Raw genomic sequence first — 18,037 nt, 5'->3', positions numbered from 1 at the left:
TTAGCCTGCGCCCATCATGGCTGGCCTTTGCGAATTTCCCAAAGTCGCAGAACGGCGGCCTTCAGGTCTGCGCCTGGTCAACGCCAACAATAGTCCTGACGAAATTGCCACGGAGATAAGCGACGAACCGCCATAAGAGATGAATGGCAGCGTCATGCCCTTGGCGGGCATCAGATGCAAATTGACCGAGATGTTGATGATCGACTGAAAACCAAACAGGATCACCAGCCCCGATACCGCAAGGCGTGTGAAGTCGTCACGCTCTTTGAGAGCAATCGATAGGCCGCGAATGACGATGAAAGCGAAGATCAGAACGATCAGAAGGCAAAGCACGATCCCATATTCTTCGGCAGTCACCGAAAAAATGAAGTCCGTATGACTGTCCGGAATAATACGCTTGATGGTTCCTTCACCAGGTCCTTGTCCGAGCCAGCCCCCACGAATAATCGCTTCTCGTCCAGCATCCACCTGAAACGTGTCGCCCTCTCCGGTAATGAAGCGGTCAATACGGCCAGCAACATGAGGAAAGACTGTGTAGGCACCGAAGAAACCGACAACACCAAGACCGCCCAAAGCGATGATCCATATCCACGGAACACCAGCCATGAAGAACATAGCGCCCCATGTTCCAGCAGTCAGGATCGTTTGGCCTAGATCAGGCTGTGCAACCAGGAGTGCAGCGACAACCCCGAACAGGACCATGGAAAAGAAATTGCCGGGAATGTCCTTACGGCGCTCATTTTCGGCGAATAGCCAGGCACAGACTATGACAAAGGCAGGTTTCATGAATTCGGATGGTTGAACGGATATGCCAGCCAGCGAAATCCACCGGCGTGCGCCTTTGACTTCAACACCGAAGAACAGGGCGAGCACCATCGCACCCAGTGCGCCGGCGAGCAGGATGATCGCAAATCGCCGGATTGTTCTTGGGGCCATGAACGACACCGCAAACATGACGATCACTGCCGGAACCATGAACATGGATTGATGCTTGACGAAGTAGAAGCTCTCTAGCCCGAGGCGCTCAGCCACAGCGGGGCTGGCGGCAAAGGACAGCAGAATGCCAAGCCCCATCAGGCTCAGACAGGCGGCGAGAAGAAAACGGTCAATTGTCCACCACCACTCGGCAACGGGACCACGGTCAATGCGACTAACCATTAGCTTCTTGGCTCCCCAATAGGTGATGCGCCCTCAAGCGCCAGAACGGCAGAGCGAAAAGCTTCACCGCGTTTTTCAAAATTCTGAAACTGATCGAAACTGGCACAGGCAGGAGACAACAGGACCACTGGTTCGCTGGCATCATCCTTGCTGGCATCCAATGCCGCATGCTGAACGGCAACATCGATCGTGCCGGAAATCTCATATGGAGTGGCATCACCAAGTGTTGCTGCAAATTGCGGAGCAGCTTCGCCAATCAGATAGGCTTTTGCGATACGCGGAAAGAAACCCGACAGAGAGGCAATCCCGCCCTCTTTGGGCAGCCCCCCGGCAATCCAGTAAATGCGCGGAAAGGAAGACAATGCAGGCGCTGCCGCCTCGGCATTTGTCGCTTTGGAATCGTTGACGAAAAGCGTAGAATCCAGTTTTGCTACCTGTTCCATCCTGTGAGCAAGACCGGGGAAAGTCCTTAGACCCACATTGATCTCTTCGGCTGAGAGACCCGCCGCCTGGCAGGCGGCAAATGCTGCAAGAGCATTTTGCGCATTGTGTTCGCCGCGCAGCGATCCAATGCCTTCAAGCGAGGCAATCGTGGTTTTAACACTGTCATGCGCATGGATCAGATCACTGCCAAGGGCGAAAAAGCCCTCTGCTATTGGCATACGCTTCGAGATACGGGCGACAAGCTTGCCTGCGCGTTCCAGCCGGTCGGCAATTGCGGCGCAAAAACTGTCATCAACGCCAATGATCGCGGTCTGACTTCCTGCCACCAGTCGTTCCTTGATCTCGGCATAGTGCTGCATCGTGCCGTGGCGGTCCAGATGATCGGGCGTGAGATTCAACAGGATACCCGCTGTCGGATTGATCGAAGGCGCAAGATCAATCTGGTAGGATGAACATTCGACCACATAGACGCGCCCGTTCGCCGGAGGGTCCAACGTCATGACCGCAGTGCCAATATTGCCGCCAAGCTGCACATCGCGGCCAGATGATTTGATGATATGGGCGATCAGGGCAGTGGTGGTGGATTTCCCATTCGTGCCAGTAATGGCGATGAATGGAATCTCTGCTATCGGCCCATCTGCGAGGACGAGATTGCGCTCCCGCACGAACAATTCAACATCACCGATAATCTCAACACCTGCTGCCCGCGCAAGATCAACACTCCAGTGCGGTCTCGGATGGGTCAGCGGGACGCCGGGAGACAAGACGAAAGAGGAAAACTGCTTCCAATCGACATTGCGCAAATCAGACGTCGTAATGCCTGCATTTTGGGCGCGGGTAACACTATCGGGATTATCGTCCCACGCGATAACCTTCGCACCGCCAGCAATAATGGCTTGGGCCGTTGCAATGCCCGAACCGCCGAGCCCGAAGAGCGCGACGGTTTTATCCTTCATGGAATGGGCAGATATCATATCGACTTATCTCAACTTCAACGTTGAAAGACCAATGAGCGCGAGTATCACAGCAATGATCCAGAAGCGGATCACGACCTGACTTTCCGTCCAGCCCTTCTTTTCAAAGTGATGATGGATCGGCGCCATGAGGAAAACCCGTTTCCCCGTCAATTTGAACGAAGCAACCTGAATGATGACAGACATGGCTTCCATGACGAAAACGCCGCCGATGATGGCAAGCACGATCTCATGCTTGGTTGCGACAGCGACAGCGCCGATCAGCCCGCCAAGTGCCAGCGAACCTGTATCGCCCATGAAAATTGCGGCGGGTGGCGCATTGAACCAGAGGAAGCCAAGCCCTGCACCGATGACCGATCCGAGCACCACAGCGAGTTCGCCTGTACCGGGGGTAAAGTGGATTTGCAGATAATCTGCAAAAATCGCATTACCCGCCAGATAGGCGATGATGCCGAAAGATGCTGCAGCAATCATGACCGGGACCGTTGCAAGACCATCCAGACCATCGGTGAAATTCACCGCATTGCCTGCACCAACCATGACGAAGGCAGCAAATGGCACGAAGAAAATTCCAAGATTGAGAATAAACTCTTTAGCAAAAGGAAAGGTCAGTGATGATGAGAAAGGCTCCTGCCCTGCCCACATGATTGTCAGACCGGCAATGGCTGCAATAATGAACTCGATGCCAAGACGCGCACGGGCGGAAAAGCCCTTGGATGCCTGTTTACTAACCTTCAGATAATCGTCGTAGAAGCCGATAGCGCCAAAGCCTAAAGCAACAAGCAGCACAACCCAGACATAAATATTGGACCAGTTTGCCCAGAGCAATGACGAGAGAATTATGCCCGTCATGATCATCAGACCGCCCATTGTCGGCGTACCGGCCTTCTTGAAGTGAGTCTGCGGGCCATCTGCACGGATAGGCTGCCCACGACCTTGACGAACCCGCAATGAATCGATGATCCGGGGTCCGAAAAGGAAAACAATGAGCGCCGAAGTAATCAGCGCGCCGCCGGTCCTGAACGTGATATAACGAAACACGTTGAGAAATTGCAGTTGTTCCGCCAGACCGGCAAGATAATAAAGCATTGACTAGTGCCCTTTCCCCATCCCCGCAGGCTCACTCAGCAGGAGCGAGAGGTTCGGCGGTGTTATATTTCTGCAAGAGCGTTTTGACGATCCGAGAGAAGCCGGTCCCCTTGGACGACTTGATCATGATCACGTCACCAGCTCTGATCGTATTCAGCAATTGCGGTTGCAATTCTTCCACGCTCTGCCTGTATTCGGTGCGAATTTCAACCGGCATGGCTTCTTTCAGCGCCGCCATCTCCGGTCCGCCGAGAAAAACCATGTTGATATTGTTTGCGGCGATGACCGAGGATAATTCGGCATGCAGCTTGGGTGACTGCTTCCCCAGTTCCAACATATCGCCCAGAACGGCAATGCGGCGCCCTTTCCCCGTGGGAGTTGCCGACGCAAGAAGTTCGACGGCTGCACGCATTGATGCCGGATTGGCGTTGTAGCTCTCGTCAATAAGCGTAAATGTGCCCTTTGCGATCTCAAGCCTATGCCGCTCGCCGCGTCCGCTTTCAGCCCTAAGCGACGAAAGCGCCAAGGTAACCTTCGCCATATCTGCGCCGGTGAGATGTGCAGCTCCAAGCACGGCAAGAACATTCTGGACAATGTGGCGACCGGGTGCACCAACCTTGGCCACAACCTCTTCGCCGGCAAGACGCGCAGTCATGCATGAGCATGCATCATGCAGTTTAAGCTTCATCAAGCGGTAATCCGCTCTGGCATTTTCGCCAAAGGATTTGATGTGCTCGACACCAGCTTCAAGCGCCAGTTTCTCCAGGAATTTATAGTGCTTGTCATCGCGATTGAGCAGCGCATAGCCACCGGGCAACAAGCCTTCGAAAATTTCCGCCTTGGCTGTTGCAATCTCCTGAAGATTCTTGAAATGACCTAGGTGTGCCGGAGCAATCAAGGTCACGAGTGCAACGTGCGGGCGAACCATTTTAACCAGAGGGCGGATTTCGTCGGCGTGATTCATCCCGATTTCGAATATTCCGTAATCCGTGTCCTGCGGCATGCGCGCCAGTGTCAGCGGCACGCCCCAGTGATTATTGAACGATGCAACCGAGGCATGAACCTTACCGGCTTCGGAAAGAACGTGCCGCAGCGCCTCCTTTGTCGTTGTCTTGCCGACAGAGCCAGTCACCGCGATGATCTGCGCGTGAGAGCGCTCGCGCGAAGCAATGCCAAGCCGCGTCATGGCAGCCAGTACATCGTCCACGACGATCATGGGGGCTTTCAGCTTGCCAAGAGCAGGCAATTTGGCTTCTGCGACGACCAACAGCGCTGCGCCCGCGGCAACAGCGGCAGTGGCATAGTCGTGACCATCCAGAGCGTCGCCCTTGATGGCGAAAAATGCCTCGCCGTCCCGCAATGTTCGCGTATCGATGGAAATGCCGGTGATCCCCTCGGGAAGTTTACCAACGGGCCTGCCATTCATAGCCGCAATCATGGCATCGGAAGACCAAAGAAGGCTCATATACCGCCCTCCTGTGACATACGATCTTTCAATGCCTGCGCCACTTCAATGTGGTCTGAAAATGGAAGGACGACATCGCCAACAGTCTGGCCTTCCTCATGGCCTTTTCCTGCAATAATCAATGTGTCGCCCGATTTCATCATGGTGACAGCTTCGCGGATAGCTTCGCGCCGGTCACCGATTTCGCGCGCTCCCGGAGCTGCTGCAAGAATTTCGGCCCTAATGGTTTCAGGCACTTCTGAGCGTGGATTGTCATCCGTAACAATGACGACATCCGCGAGCCGCGTAGCGATTTCGCCCATCATCGGACGCTTGCCTTTGTCACGATCGCCGCCACAACCAAAAACCACGATAACGCGGCCAGTTGTAAATGGGCGCACTGATGTCAGCACATTTTCAAGCGCATCGGGCTTGTGCGCATAATCAACATAAGCGGGGGCACCTTCTTCTGTTGCTCCGACCAGATCAAGCCGTCCCGGAGCCCCTCTGAGACGTTCGAGACCGCGCATCGCCGCTGCTGCGGGAACACCCGTGGCGATAGCAAGACCTGCTGCTACAAGCCCATTGGCGACCTGAAAATCACCGGCAAGCGGCAATGTTATTTCATAAATCTCACCCGCAATGTGCACTTCAACGTGCTGACGGAAACGCTCATGTTCAACCCGTTTCAGCGAAATAAACTCGCCTTTGCGTCCGACCGTCAGGACGTTGCAACCGGCTTCTGTCGCTGCGGCAATTGTCGCCTTGGAGAAGGGGTCGTCGGCAAAGATGACCGCTGGAGCGCCTTTGGGTAGAAGCTCCGTGAAGAGCCGCAGCTTGGCAGCATGATATTCTTCAATCGTAGGGTGGTAATCCATATGGTCCCGCCCGAGATTGGTGAACGCGCCAGCGGCAAGCCTCACGCCATCAAGCCGACGTTGATCGAGGCCATGAGATGAGGCTTCCATAGCCGCATGGGTCACGCCTTCATCAACAAGTTCGCTCAACAGCTTGTGCAGCTCCACCGGATCTGGCGTTGTCAGCGAGCCGTAGTCATCGCGCGTCGGTGAGATGACGCCAGTGGTGCCGATGCTGGCAGATGCGAAACCTGCCTGCGCCCAAATCTGCCGTGTGAAGGAAGCAACGGAGGTTTTTCCGCTCGTCCCGGTAATAGCCACCATCACGTCAGGCTGACGCATGTAGAAACTCGCCGCAGCAAGCGCCAGAGTACGGCGCGGATCATCAACATAGATGATCGGCACACCGATATTTCCAAGCTTGGCATCACTGGATGCAATGATAACCGATGCACCTCTTTTCACCGCGTCTTGGGCATAGGCAATTCCGTCGGCCTTTACCCCTTTAAGAGCGGCAAAAACATATCCCTTCTGAACCTGCCGGGAGTCCGATGTCAGGCCTGTAATGATCCTGTCTCCAAATTCGGAGATGGCCAAGGCTGGGATGCCGTTCAATTCTTTCAACTTCATGGCCGGACCGGAACCTGTTCTTTCCCGTGAGTTCGGTTGAAAAACGCCTCTTATTGATTCGTTTTTCGAGTGTTATTGGTTAAAGTTCACCATCATTGGAGCAGATATTTGTTCTTCATTGAAATCCGGCTGTACCCCCAAGAAAGTGGCAGAGCGCCGGATAATCTCCTGAACCATGGGCGCAGCATTGTAGCCAGCCGTCGCACCGATCTTGCCGGCTTCTGCCTTTGGCTCATCCACAATGGTCAACACGACATATTCAGGCTTATCGATTGGAAATGCGGCAACAAAGGCGTTGAACCTGACATCCTTGGAGTATCGTCCATTGACGACCTTCTCGGCTGTCCCGGTCTTGCCGCCAACGCGATAACCGGGCACCGTGGCGCGATTACCCGAGCCACCGGAACCTTTTTCAGCATTCAGACGATACAAGTAACGCATATCTTCGCTGGTCTTTTCGCTAACGACCTGCTTAGCAACTTTGTTGGCTTCTTCGATGGTACGTGGCAGGAATGTCGGCGGCATGAGGCGACCGCCATTCATAAGAGCGGCGGCGCCAACGGCCGTCTGCAAGGGTGTAGTCGCCATACCGTGACCGAATGCGATGGTGATCGAGTGAACTTTTTTCCAGACTTTCGGCTCCATTGGCCGAGCCACTTCCGGCAATTCAGTTACCATACGGTCCAAGAGGCCCATGCGGTGCAAAAATTCGCGGTGACCATCGATACCAACAACGTCGGCTTCCTTTGCAGACCCGATATTGGATGAGTAAATGAAGACTTCCGGCAAGGTAAGAACACGGCCTTTGCCATGAAAATCCCGGATCGTCTGGCGGCCAATAGTAATTGGCCGACGCGCATCAAATGTGCTTTGCAAATTGACCTTGCCGGAATCAAGCGCCATTGCGGTGGTAAAGCTTTTGATGGTCGAACCCATCTCATAGGCACCGGCAGACATACGGTTAAGCCGGTCTTTTTCCAGGGCGTTATAAGGATTATTCGGGTCAAAATCCGGCGCCGAAGCCATTGCGAGAACTTCACCAGTCCTGACGCTCAACACAACTGCGCCAGCGGCAATGGCACTGTATTTTTGCATGGCCTGAACAACCACGTCGCGCACCACGTGCTGCACCCGCAGATCGATCGAAAGCTTGACGGGTTCCAGCGATCGACTATCCGCAAGACCAGCGTCACGTAGATCCGACAAGCCGTGGTCGTCGATATATTTTTCCATACCGGCAATCCCCTGATTGTCGATATTGACCAGACCAAGAATGTGTGAGGCGGTGGGACCACCGGGATAAAACCGTGCTTTCTCGGTGCGAAAGCCGATGCCGGGAATGCCAAGAGCCATGATTTGGCTCTTTTGCTGCGGAGTGAGGCCACGCTTTAACCAGGCAAACCCCGCCTTGCTTTTCAGGCGGCTATAGGTCTGCTCAAAATTAAGATCGGGAAGGACCGTTGATAGCAGTTCGATTGCTTCATCAGGGTCAATGATCCTCTTCGGTTCGGCATAAAGCGAATTCGTCTTGATATCGGTGGCGAGTACTTCACCGTTACGGTCAAGAATATCTGGTCGCGCAGCCAGAACCGTGCCGGTCGGGCCGTTATATCCGTTTGTGTCTTCCTGAATTCCGTAATAAATCAGCCTTCCGCCAATCACACCATAAATGCCTATGAAGCAAGCAATTGCCATAACAACACGGTTACGCGCGCGATTGCCTGATTTCTTCTTCTTTGCATCAACTGCAAAGGTCGGCGCAGTTCCTGATTCGAGCTCAGTCTTTTTCCGCTTGATCCAAACAGCAGCCATTATTGCGCAGCTCCTTTTGGTGCGGGATTGGTTTTCTTCGTCACACTTCCAGTCAACGTGGAATCCGGTTTCAAATCCTTGGCGCTGGCCTCTATAAGAATGTCTTCTACGGAGTCGAAAATGACCGGCTTGGGTTGCGGAAGGTCATTGATATTGATGATCTGATTGGCTTGAACGAGTTGAAGATCCAACTGCCCCTGAAAGGCTTCCACTAGTTTTTGCAAACGGTTTGGTTGCGTAAGGAGGCTCCAATCGGCCTTGAGCAGATCAATCGTGTCGCGCTCTTCCGAAATCATACGCTCAAGCTTTGTCACTTGATTCATCTGCTTCTGGGCGTCGTGCTTGATTTTATAGGTTATCGATGCCGCCGCTATCATCAACCCGATCAAAATGATGTCGAAGGTACGCAGCACTGGTCAACTCCCCATTTTCTTCTGAGACTGGGTTTCATGAAATATGGGCAGATTGGGCAAACCATAAATCGCATGATCTTCAGCAAGCGGCGCGCTATCTGTACGGATGCCTGCACGAAGCTTGGCCGAACGCGCCCGGGGATTGCGTGCTGCTTCGGCTTCTGTGGGCGCAACAATACCCTTGCCTATGGGCGTGAACGTGGCACGACGCTGTTCGACCTGCGGCAAATGACGAGAGCCACCGCCTGAGCCTGATCGATCAGCAAAGAAGCGCTTGACGATACGGTCTTCAAGAGAATGAAACGTTACGACGACAAGGCGCCCACCGGGCTTCAAGACACGTTCAGCTGCATGTAACGCGCGCACCAGCTCGCCAAGCTCATCATTCACAAAAATGCGAAGCGCCTGAAACACACGCGTCGCAGGGTGTATCGGCACTTTCGGATTTCGACCCACCAGCGCTTCGATTGCATTCGCCAGATCGCGGGTACGATGAAACGGTTCTGTCGCCCGCCGCTTGTCGATCATTCGGGCAATGCGTCCAGCATTGCGCTCTTCGCCAAGAAAATTGAAAATGCGCGCCAAGTCACCAATTTTCAGTCGATTGACTACGTCGGCTGCACTGGGACCTGAGCTCGACATGCGCATATCGAGTGGCCCATCCTTCTGGAAAGAAAAGCCACGCTCAGCCTCGTCGATCTGCATGGATGAAACGCCAATATCGAGCACAATGCCATCGGGAGCCCCCAGAAGCGCGACGTTGTCCAAGGTAGAAAAGGTTCCCTGAACAAGAGTCAGCCTTCCCGCATATTCTTTTTCCATGATACGGCCAGCTTCGATAGCCGAAGGATCACGATCAATCGCTGTTACTTCAGCGCCCATTTCGAGAATGCGCCTGGTGTAACCGCCAGCCCCGAAAGTTCCGTCTATGATTCGCTGACCTTCTGCTGGCTGCAAGGCGGCAATGACCTCATCGAGCAGAACGGGCACATGACGATTGTCCGAGTTCATGGATGTATTATCCTTGCCGGAACCGCTCATCAGCTTGTCTCCAAGCGGCGTTTTTCCGCCAGCCGGGCCCGAACCCTGGCGCGATGCGCTTCGAACTGATCCGGCTGCCATATCTGAAAATGCGTATTCGCACCCGCAAAGGTCACATCCGTGGAAATGCCCGTATGCTCCCGCAGGAAATCCGTCACTGTGATTCGCCCATCCGCGTCCAATTTGAGAAAACCGCCATCCGCGTGCAGATAGAACGACATATCGTCCGCCGTCTCCGCGAAGGGGTCTTCGCTTTCGAGCTTTTTGTCGAATCGGGTCAACAACTCCGGTCCGCCCACATCCAGCGCAGGAAGATGTAGGGAGCGCAGGGCATAAAGCTCCGTATGACCGGCGGACTGCACAATCAGACGGAACTGAGCCGGAACGGAAACCCGTCCCTTTGCATCGATCCTGTTCGTCATATGCCCGAGGAACCGGTTCAAAGCTCAACCCCGCCGTTCTGACCTCAAGGGTCTCTAATCGTTTCGCCCCTGCCTCCCCCTGCAACCAAGGAGAGCAAATCTCATAAGCGCGCGTCGAAACTCCGGCTAAATGCCGGCCCTGCATGGCAAAATCCAATGTCGGGAAACACCGTGTCGACTGAACGCTACTGATGAAATCAATCGATATCATGGGGCACTGTGGGCGTCAATGGGATTAGAGTACACATGATGGGAGCAGCTTGCAAAACCAAGCGCACTTCCGGCGATTCTGAATTTATCCCTCATTAAGCTTAATGAAGCGTTAGGAATCGCCGTCCCGACATCTCCCTTTCGGGAGAATGATGAACAATCGGAGAGTTAAAGTGCCAGCTGGCCTGTAAGCCGGGTTCTGTATGGCCGGACTTGCGTCCGGCGCGGCAGCCATTCATCTTGGACGGATGTTGCCATCCGTCTCCTGCAACCTACCCGGACGACTGACCCGGAAACTGATCGCCTGACTTTCGCCAGGCACGCCGTCCCTATTCGGTTTTGCTCCCGGTGGGGTTTGCCATGCCGCCCCTGTTACCAGTTGCGCGGTGGGCTCTTACCCCACCCTTTCACCCTTACCCCGTCATTCCTTGTGTCCCATCTATTCATAGACGCGGCACAACGAAAGACGGGGCGGTTTCCTTTCTGTGGCACTTTCCCTGGGGTCGCCCCCGCCGGACGTTATCCGGCACCGTGTTTCCCTGGAGCCCGGACTTTCCTCACATGCCGCCTTTCGGCTTATGACATGCGCGGCTGCCCGGCCAGCTGGCGCCCGTATAAATGCCTATCTTCCAGAAAAGGCAAATGAAAAAAGGCCGGACGGTAATCCAGCCTTCCTCAGAGCGACAAAACGAATGCTTAGTTAGCCGCCATCTGTGACTTGACCTTGGCGCAATAATTGGCCGAAATCGGGTTCATTCGGGTGGCACCGTGCCCCGCATTGTAACGAAGGATCGTACCGCAGGTCGTGCCATTGCCAAGCTTGTGGGCTCCGGCAAGGTACTTCATACCCCAGCGAATGTTTGTATCCGGGTTGTAGAGCGCCTGACGGCTACCCGTGTAGCCTAAGCCCTTTGCTGTCGAATACTTGATCTGCATCAAACCAACCTCACCAGCGCGGCCAGTCATGTTAGGACGGTAGTTGCTCTCAACGCGAACAACAGCATGAGCAAGGGCAACCGGCACACCATAAGACGATGCATAAGAAGTGATAATACTGGAATATTTGGTCGAACCACCAGCAGAGGCAATGCTGCCAGTTGTCATTTTATCAATGCGATTATTTACCGTCGCAGTCTTGAGACGGGCCTTTGCCTGAACAACCGGACGCTTGGAGCCAGAAACCTTCTTCGAGATGCGCTGAGTTTTTGCTCCAGCCTTTTTCCCCGATGAGTCCTTGGCAGTTACCTTTTTGCCGCGGCTCTTTGCATCAACTTTCTTTGCAGTTTTTTCAGTTGCTTTTTTCTTGTCAGCTTCAACGCGTTTGGCCTTTAAATAATCAGCCAGATTAGTCGGCTGAGCCTCTACCGGTTTACTGAATGCTGAATTTGAACCAAACAAAGCCACCGCCCCAACGAGGGCGCAAATCATACCAAATCTATTTGTCATCTTTTTCCGTTTAATTTTTTGGGCCGCACGAAAAATGCGCGCCGGGAACGTTCCGAGCCCAAAAACCTAAATGGGCTGCCCGAAACACTGGGCTAGGATGTGACGGCCCAATGCAGCCGAATATTGATACATCAAATAACTTTGTGTAACCCATTGTAATATATAGGTTGCAATGCACAAAAGCTTTTAAAAAAGGCTTTGACGTTCAATAAGTTACACTGACAATGCCGGAAGGGCAGAAAGTAGCTTATGCAGCGTTTCGATAGTTGACATGTCCGCGACTCCATCGACCTTTGCAGGCCGAAAGTGGCGCTGGAAGGCCAAAACGCTCAATTCGGTCGCATTTCCAAAGATGCCATCAATGGGCACACCGTAGCCGTAGAGGGCCAGCATGGACTGCAAAGCTTCGACAGGTTGCCCCTGATCGCCGGCAGAAAAGAACCGACCGCCACGCACCGGAGCCGGATCGACCCAATGCCCGACACCGGAATTAAAAAGGATGGGCCAGGGAAATTTCTCGCCAGGATCAATTTTGCGCGCTGGCGCAACATCGGAATGGGCAAGGATATTTTCAGGGCGAATCCCATTGCGCGAAATTATACCCTTGCAAAGGTCGATAACTGCATCGATCTGTTCACTTGGAAATACAGGGAAGCCGAGCAATGGGCCGGCGTTTACGATCTCAATGCCAATTGAGCAGGAATTGATATCGGTTTCGCTTTTCCACGCTCCCTTTCCAGCGTGCCAGGCGCGCTCACTTTCGGGAACCAACTGCACGACCCTGCCATCTTCATGGACGATATAATGTGCTGAAACTTCGCTTTGTGGATTTGTCAGCCAGTTTTCCGCAGCTTCCCCTGTCTCCATTCCAGTATAATGCAGAATAAGAAAATGCGGACGCTTTCCGTCCTTCCGGGGACCAAAATTTGGCGATGCATGAACAGCCGCGTTCAAGTGATCAGGTTTAAACGCGCTCATATGCCTTCAGGTCTTTTTCGACTTTTTCCCAAGCCGCATTGATAGCCGCTATGCGTTGATTGGCGATCGCCATGAATTCTTCCGGCACACCACGAGCGATCAACATATCCGGATGATTTTCGCGTACCAGCGCGCGATACTGCTTGCGTGCAGTTTCAAAATTGACATTGCGGGCCAGCCCCAGGACCAAGTAGGGATCTGCCTGTCCACGCCCGACATGTCGGGCAAGGATACGATCGAACTTTTCCTCATCAAGCGCAAAAATTTCCGCAACTGTTCCAAGAAACGTCAGCTCCTTGTCGTGCAATGCGCCATCGGCCTTGGCGATATGGAAAAGCCCGTCAAGAACGTCTTCGAGCATTTGGCAGTTTCTATGACCGGACCCGCACAGCGACGCCAGCTGCGCTGCATAGGCCTCGTAGCCGGCAACATCCTGCTTTGCCAGATTATACAATCGGGTCACCTGATCTTTATACTGTGCAGGCACGTGAAAAATGTCGTGGAATGCATTGACCTCGGCTTGCGACACGACACCGTCAGCCTTGGCCATTTTGGCCGACAAAGCAATCATCGCTATCGAGAACGCTACGCGTCGCCGCGTTTCAGGATCGCCCTCAAACGCTGTACGTACAGCCTCGATAATGCTGGAGAACGCATCGACTGCTGTGGTGGTGATGAAATCGCTGATGCGGCGCCAAATAGACATGGCTCTATTTTATTCAAAGTTTTTCGCAATTGCGAGAGAGATAATCACGCATCAAAACTGTTTGACATTGACGGGCGCAAGTACGGCAAACACAAGGTCTGCCGTGCTTGCTGATTGAATATTATTGAACGCCAAGCGCATCCTTGATGGCTTTTTCAGCTGCATCGGCAGCGGCCTTAACCTGATCGGCTGTTTGTCCCGCCGCTTTTGCAGCTTCTTCAGCTGCCGTGCGGGCGGTCTCGACGGCAGCCTGCTTCTGCTCGGCAGTCATGGTTGCGGCCTGCTCTTTGATGGTCTTCATCGCATCTTGAGCAGTCATTGGCTTGGCTGGTTCAACTGCTGCGGGAGCTGGTGCCGGCGCAGGAGCTGGTGCCTCAGTCGTTGCAGGTGGCGTTTCCGTCTTCTGCTCGCTTTCACCACAGCCAGCCAAAGCAAACAACGACACGGTTGCCAAGGCGATAACAAATTTATTCTTCATCTATTTTAATCCTCTCCTAGATACTCAAGTGGCCCCTCACATCCACTCTATCTGAAATAAGGCGGAATGGAGTTCTATTTTTATTTTCAATCAACTCTTATGTGGATATCTCTTTGTAAACATGGCGACATTCGTCATTTGCCTGTCAATAATATGTAACATTCGGAGTTTGCGCATGGAAACCCTTATCCGGAGGCTGAACAGCAGTGATACGGAACGATTCCAACAACTACGTTTATACGGGTTGAAAGCGACACCGGAAGCATTCGGTTCAAGCTTTGAGGAAGAGGCTGATCTCGACCTGAGCGAGATTGGACGTCGTCTTGACGCCTTGCCCAACGCTGTCTTTGGTGCATTTGCTGACAATGAGCTGGTCGGCGTTGCGGGTTTCGCCGTAAATCCCAAAACGAAACAAAAACACAAAGGGCAGCTTTGGGGTGTCTATGTGCATGAACGATGGCGTGGACATCAGCTCGGAAAAAGGCTGACGCTGGCAGTGATCGACTATGCACGCAATCATGTCGATACCCTGCACGCAACTGTCATGGCTGCGAATATCTCAGCCCGCACACTTTACCTTGGCCTGGGATTTACAGTGTTCGGCGTGGAGAAGGATGCTCTGCGTTTTGGCGGCAAATCCTACACTGACGAACTCTTTTACGTCTCGACTTGCGCTAAATATCAGTTCGAAACTTGAAATCCAATTCGTTCGAGGTTATATCGCGTGTTAATAATTAGCAACCTACTTATTATATGGCTATCTTATGACGCATCGCGGTTTGCATTTCATTTTTGTAGATGAGCTAAGTAGGGCCAGCCGGAAGCTGCGCACGCACTTTGATTCGCGCGTGAAAAAATTGGGGCTGACGCAGGCCAGAGCCAGAACGTTGCTGCTGCTGGACCGGCTTGAAGTGCTTAATCAAAAAGAGCTTGCAGAAGAGCTGGATATTGAAACACCCACGATGGTGCGGCTGCTCGATGGTCTGGAGAATCAGGGATTCATTCAGCGGAAAGAAGCTGACGGTGACCGGCGCGCCAAGGAAATTCATATCACACCCACGGGTAGAACATTGGCAAAAAAGGTCGATCATCTGGCTCAAAAGCTTCGCGCAGATGTTCTGGCGGGTATTGCTGATGGGGATTTGCAGAAAACGATCGATGTACTTCAGTCAGTTAACCGCAATATCAGCGAACTTGACGGGAAGGACTGAATCGCATGCTTCCTGAAGCTGAATTTGTTGGCTTTAATCCGAACAGAACCGAACCACCTGCTGCTGCTACGCCCGTGCCTATGCACCCGCTTCGTTCTGCAGCCTATATTGGTGCCTCGACACTGCTATCGATGACTCAAGGCCTTGGAATGAATCTGATTGCGACCAATATCCCGCAGATTCAAGGCTATCTCGGAGCAACAACCACCGAAACAACCTGGCTGATCGCTGCCTATATGGCACCGAATGTCAGTCTGTCGATCGCGCTTATCAAGATCAGAAATCAGTATGGTCTGAGAAACTTTGCGCAATTGAGTCTGGCAATTTTTGTGTTCGTATCGCTGCTGCATCTGGTCGTTACGGATTTACAATCGGCAATCATCATTCGCTTTGTAAGCGGTATCGCCGCCGCTCCATTATCAAGCCTTGCCTTCCTTTACATGCTTGAAGCTTTCACACCCGCGCGCAAGATGACGATAGCGATTTGTCTGGTACTGACCAATATCTCGCTTGCATCGCCCTTGGCACGCCTGCTTTCTCCGACGCTGTTGGATATCGGCCAATGGGGCGGACTATATACATTCGAAATTTCGCTCGCTCTCATTGCCTTCGGTGTCATCTATCTCTTGCCGCTAACGCCGATACCAAGGGCTAAAGTCATCGAAAAACTGGATATCGTCAGCTATCTTCTGATCGCTATCGGTTTCGGTTGCATCGCCGTGACGCTTGTTACCGGCAGACTCTATTGGTGGTTCGAAGCCCCTTGGTTGGGCGCCCTTCTCGCCGTTGCCATTACAACCATCACGGCCGCTGTCGTCATCGAACTTAACCGTGAGAAACCGCTCCTCGACATTCGCTGGATAGCCAGCAAAGAGATCGTGCATTTTGCCGGAACCATCCTCCTTTTCAGGCTTGTCGTCTCCGAGCAATCAGCTGTTGCCAATAATTTCTTTCAGAATCTGGGCCTGTTAAACGATCAAATCAGCATGATCTACATCATTTCCATGGCTGCCATGATTGTAGCCGGACTTTCCTGTGCGGCTGTAATGACACCGGAAAGAGTGCCTGCAATCCATGCGGTTGCATTGATGCTTCTGATTGTCGGCTCCTATATGGACAGCCAATCGACGAACCTCACGCGCCCTGCGCAAATGTATGTCAGCCAGGCCTGTATTGCGGCAGCGACAGCGCTGTTCCTGCCTCCAGCCATGTCGGTCGGACTAAGCTCGGCGCTTAAGCGCGGGCCCAACTATATTTTGAGCTTCATTATCGTGTTTCTGGCCACTCAAAGTCTTGGTGGGCTCTTCGGGCAAGCGGTTTTCGGCACATTCATCACGATACGCGAGAAATTCCATTCCAATATTCTAGCCGAAAGCATCGTCCTATCGGACCCGCTTGTAGTGCAACGAATTGGCCAATTGACCGGAGCCTATAGCCGGGCGATTACGGACAGTAACTTGTTGAACGCCGAAGGCATTGCCTTGCTTACTCAACAGACGACGCGAGAGGCCAATATTCTGGCTTATAACGACGCCTTTTTGCTGATTGCCATCGTTTCCCTCCTCGCACTCATCGCCCTTTTAACGCACGTCTCCGCCCGCGCACTTCTGCGCCGTCGAGCACCGTCCCTCACCGTTCAAACGAGTTGATTCCATGTCAAAATACTTGCGTCATTCAGCAACGATTTTTGCCATTCTCATTGGAATTGCGGGACTCACCCTTGTTCTTTACTCATGGAGGCTGCCGCCATTTCAGAGCGATATTGAGATAACCGAAAATGCCTATGTGAAGGGGTATGTCACTCTCATAAGTCCGCAGTTGAGCGGCTATATCGTCGATGTCCCGGTTCAGGATTATAACAAGGTCAAACAGGGTCAGCTCCTCGCAAAAATCGATGACCGGATATTTGCTCAAAAGCTGGATCAGGCCAAAGCAACCCTTGCCAGTCAGCAGGCTGCCCTCGACAACTCAACCCAGCAGCAGCGGGCCGCCGAAGCCCGTATTGGCTCCAGTCGGGCGCAACTCGATAGTGCCGAAGCTGTATTGAGACGCGCCGCAGCCAATTGGGCTCGTATCGAACCATTGGCTCGTCAGGGCGTTTTGACAAAGAGCGACGCGGAACAGAGTGAGACAGCATTGGAACAGGCCCAAGCCTCTGTAACCCAAGCTAAAGCAGCGCTTGAAGTCTCCAAACAGGACCTTGAGACCATCAAGGTGAGCCGTGGTTCGCTGGAAGCAGCGGTCGCTGGGGCAAACGCGGCAGTTGAGTTGGCCAGCATTGATCTGTCAAACACTCGGATCGTAGCTCCACGTGATGGCACGCTTGGTGAGGTTGGCGTCAAGCTCGGGCAATATGTCAGCGCAGGAACGCAACTGATGGCCATCGTTCCCAGTGATGTCTGGATCATTGCCAATTTCAAGGAAACCCAACTGAGCAGGATTGCGTTGGGGCAGCCGGTCACATTCACAGTAGATGCTCTCAACCGCAAAAGCCTGTCCGGCAAGGTCGAACGCTTTGCACCCGCAGCTGGCTCTGAATTCAGCGTACTTAAACCCGATAACGCCACCGGAAACTTTACTAAAGTCGCGCAACGTATTTCTGTGCGCATATCAGTCGATCCTGGCCAGGATCTGGCACAATATCTCGCGCCCGGAATGTCGGTCGTGGTGCAAACCGAACCATTTGAGCACTGAAGTCCGCAAAGCTTGGGCGATGCATTTCGA

Annotated in this window: 17 protein-coding genes and 1 other RNA gene; 4 read left to right on the top strand and 14 right to left on the bottom strand. The window is 53.2% G+C overall.

Annotated elements, in window-relative coordinates; genetic code table 11:
- The 14 genes from ftsW to ACYJL1_RS07910 all read right to left on the bottom strand — a co-directional run bounded on the left by ftsW (position 1) and on the right by ACYJL1_RS07910 (position 14,102).
- The gene (ftsW, locus tag ACYJL1_RS07975; protein ID WP_460897836.1) at positions 1-1,158 is read right to left on the bottom strand and encodes a putative lipid II flippase FtsW; all 1,158 of its coding nucleotides are present in this window, start codon (positions 1,156-1,158) and stop codon (positions 1-3) included.
- Positions 1,158-2,576, bottom strand: coding sequence for a UDP-N-acetylmuramoyl-L-alanine--D-glutamate ligase (murD, locus tag ACYJL1_RS07970; protein ID WP_460897835.1), 1,419 nt, complete (start codon positions 2,574-2,576; stop codon positions 1,158-1,160). The genes ftsW and murD overlap by 1 nt, the downstream gene beginning before the upstream one ends.
- 6 nt (positions 2,577-2,582) lie before the next feature.
- A complete protein-coding gene (gene mraY / locus ACYJL1_RS07965) occupies positions 2,583-3,665 on the bottom strand; it encodes a phospho-N-acetylmuramoyl-pentapeptide-transferase (RefSeq protein WP_460897834.1) in 1,083 nt (360 codons plus the stop codon).
- Between the two features lie 31 nt (positions 3,666-3,696).
- Complete coding sequence (locus ACYJL1_RS07960) at positions 3,697-5,130, bottom strand: UDP-N-acetylmuramoylalanyl-D-glutamyl-2,6-diaminopimelate--D-alanyl-D-alanine ligase (RefSeq protein ID WP_460897833.1); 1,434 nt, start codon at positions 5,128-5,130, stop codon at positions 3,697-3,699.
- The gene (locus tag ACYJL1_RS07955) at positions 5,127-6,596 is read right to left on the bottom strand and encodes a UDP-N-acetylmuramoyl-L-alanyl-D-glutamate--2,6-diaminopimelate ligase (RefSeq protein WP_460897832.1); all 1,470 of its coding nucleotides are present in this window, start codon (positions 6,594-6,596) and stop codon (positions 5,127-5,129) included. The genes ACYJL1_RS07960 and ACYJL1_RS07955 overlap by 4 nt, the downstream gene beginning before the upstream one ends.
- Before the next feature lie 72 nt (positions 6,597-6,668).
- Positions 6,669-8,408: a peptidoglycan D,D-transpeptidase FtsI family protein gene (locus ACYJL1_RS07950; RefSeq protein WP_460897831.1), complete on the bottom strand. Its 1,740-nt coding sequence runs from the start codon at positions 8,406-8,408 to the stop codon at positions 6,669-6,671.
- Complete coding sequence (ftsL, locus tag ACYJL1_RS07945) at positions 8,408-8,821, bottom strand: cell division protein FtsL (protein WP_460897830.1); 414 nt, start codon at positions 8,819-8,821, stop codon at positions 8,408-8,410. The genes ACYJL1_RS07950 and ftsL overlap by 1 nt, the downstream gene beginning before the upstream one ends.
- Before the next feature lie 3 nt (positions 8,822-8,824).
- The gene (gene rsmH / locus ACYJL1_RS07940) at positions 8,825-9,862 is read right to left on the bottom strand and encodes a 16S rRNA (cytosine(1402)-N(4))-methyltransferase RsmH (protein WP_460897829.1); all 1,038 of its coding nucleotides are present in this window, start codon (positions 9,860-9,862) and stop codon (positions 8,825-8,827) included.
- Positions 9,862-10,305: a division/cell wall cluster transcriptional repressor MraZ gene (mraZ, locus tag ACYJL1_RS07935; RefSeq protein ID WP_460897828.1), complete on the bottom strand. Its 444-nt coding sequence runs from the start codon at positions 10,303-10,305 to the stop codon at positions 9,862-9,864. The genes rsmH and mraZ overlap by 1 nt, the downstream gene beginning before the upstream one ends.
- Positions 10,306-10,666: 361 nt before the next feature.
- Positions 10,667-11,101, bottom strand: an RNA gene (gene rnpB, locus ACYJL1_RS07930) — RNase P RNA component class A.
- Between the two features lie 89 nt (positions 11,102-11,190).
- The gene (locus ACYJL1_RS07925) at positions 11,191-11,940 is read right to left on the bottom strand and encodes a lytic transglycosylase domain-containing protein (RefSeq protein WP_460897827.1); all 750 of its coding nucleotides are present in this window, start codon (positions 11,938-11,940) and stop codon (positions 11,191-11,193) included.
- A gap of 213 nt (positions 11,941-12,153) precedes the next feature.
- The gene (locus tag ACYJL1_RS07920; protein ID WP_460897826.1) at positions 12,154-12,918 is read right to left on the bottom strand and encodes a peptidoglycan recognition protein family protein; all 765 of its coding nucleotides are present in this window, start codon (positions 12,916-12,918) and stop codon (positions 12,154-12,156) included.
- A complete protein-coding gene (locus ACYJL1_RS07915) occupies positions 12,905-13,624 on the bottom strand; it encodes a TerB family tellurite resistance protein (protein ID WP_460897825.1) in 720 nt (239 codons plus the stop codon). The genes ACYJL1_RS07920 and ACYJL1_RS07915 overlap by 14 nt, the downstream gene beginning before the upstream one ends.
- A 121-nt stretch (positions 13,625-13,745) precedes the next feature.
- Positions 13,746-14,102, bottom strand: coding sequence for a hypothetical protein (locus ACYJL1_RS07910; RefSeq protein ID WP_460897824.1), 357 nt, complete (start codon positions 14,100-14,102; stop codon positions 13,746-13,748).
- A 175-nt stretch (positions 14,103-14,277) separates the two neighbouring features.
- On the opposite strand from ACYJL1_RS07910, the gene ACYJL1_RS07905 reads away from it, so the two are divergent.
- The 4 genes from ACYJL1_RS07905 to ACYJL1_RS07890 all read left to right on the top strand — a co-directional run bounded on the left by ACYJL1_RS07905 (position 14,278) and on the right by ACYJL1_RS07890 (position 18,007).
- On the top strand, positions 14,278-14,799 hold the full coding sequence (locus ACYJL1_RS07905) for a GNAT family N-acetyltransferase (protein ID WP_460897823.1): 522 nt from the start codon (positions 14,278-14,280) through the stop codon (positions 14,797-14,799).
- Positions 14,800-14,866: 67 nt separating this feature from the next.
- Complete coding sequence (locus ACYJL1_RS07900; protein ID WP_460897822.1) at positions 14,867-15,313, top strand: MarR family winged helix-turn-helix transcriptional regulator; 447 nt, start codon at positions 14,867-14,869, stop codon at positions 15,311-15,313.
- Positions 15,314-15,318: 5 nt separating this feature from the next.
- The gene (locus ACYJL1_RS07895; protein ID WP_460897821.1) at positions 15,319-16,962 is read left to right on the top strand and encodes an MFS transporter; all 1,644 of its coding nucleotides are present in this window, start codon (positions 15,319-15,321) and stop codon (positions 16,960-16,962) included.
- Between the two features lie 4 nt (positions 16,963-16,966).
- Complete coding sequence (locus ACYJL1_RS07890) at positions 16,967-18,007, top strand: HlyD family secretion protein (RefSeq protein WP_460897820.1); 1,041 nt, start codon at positions 16,967-16,969, stop codon at positions 18,005-18,007.
- Positions 18,008-18,037 lie beyond the last annotated feature (30 nt).

The organism is Phyllobacterium sp. K27, assembly GCF_054796155.1.
Note: the sequence above shows the minus strand (reverse complement) of the source record. Positions and strands in the feature narration are given on the sequence as shown.